Origin of the sequence: Limnohabitans planktonicus II-D5 (genome assembly GCF_001270065.2) — a bacterium.
GTDB lineage: Bacteria > Pseudomonadota > Gammaproteobacteria > Burkholderiales > Burkholderiaceae_C > Limnohabitans_A > Limnohabitans_A planktonicus.
In genome coordinates, this window is the sequence record NZ_LFYT02000131.1 from 1 (window position 1) to 690 (window position 690).

Sequence of the window (690 nt, forward strand, 5' to 3'; positions counted from 1 at the left end):
CGGTGGCGTCGCTGCCCGCTGCGCTTGCAGCGGCGCCAGCAGAGTTGGCTGTTGCAACGCTGAATGGAGCTGTCTCACCAGCCGCTATGGCTGCAGTTTGAGCTGCTGTTGCTGCTGCTGTTGCTGCCGCAGCTTTGGCTGCGGCGTCGGTTGCTGCAGCTTGCGCTGCGGCCTGCTTGGCTTCGACGGCTGCCAGTTCAGCTGGGGTTGCCGGATCACTGAGTCCAGCGACGGCGTTGTCCAACGCTGTCTTTGCTGCAGTCGCTGCTGCGGCAGCCGTTGTGGCGGCAGTCGCGGCACTGGCAGCGGCGGTGGCCAGACTGGCCACTTTGGCGTCGGTTGCTGTTTCGCTGGCCGTGGCCGATGCGGTGGCGTCGCTGCCCGCTGCGCTTGCAGCGGCGCCAGCAGAGTTGGCTGTTGCAACGCTGGATGGAGCTGTCTCACCAGCCGCTATGGCTGCAGTTTGAGCTGCTGTTGCTGCTGCTGTTGCTGCCGCAGCTTTGGCTGCGGCGTCGGTTGCTGCAGCTTGCGCTGCGGCCTGCTTGGCTTCGACGGCTGCCAGTTCAGCTGGGGTTGCCGGATCACTCATCGCTGCAACTGCGCTGTCCAAGGCTGTCTTGGCCGCTGTTGCCGACGCGGCAGCCGTTGTGGCAGCAGTCGCGGCAATTGCGGCTGCTGCGGCAAAGCTCG

1 protein-coding gene is annotated in these 690 nt (G+C 65.9%); it reads right to left on the reverse strand.

What is annotated here, in order from left to right; translation table 11 throughout:
- Positions 1-589 (reverse strand): hypothetical protein (locus tag H663_RS41940; protein ID WP_205872788.1); only part of this gene is annotated, 589 nt, incomplete at its 3' end.
- Positions 590-690 lie beyond the last annotated feature (101 nt).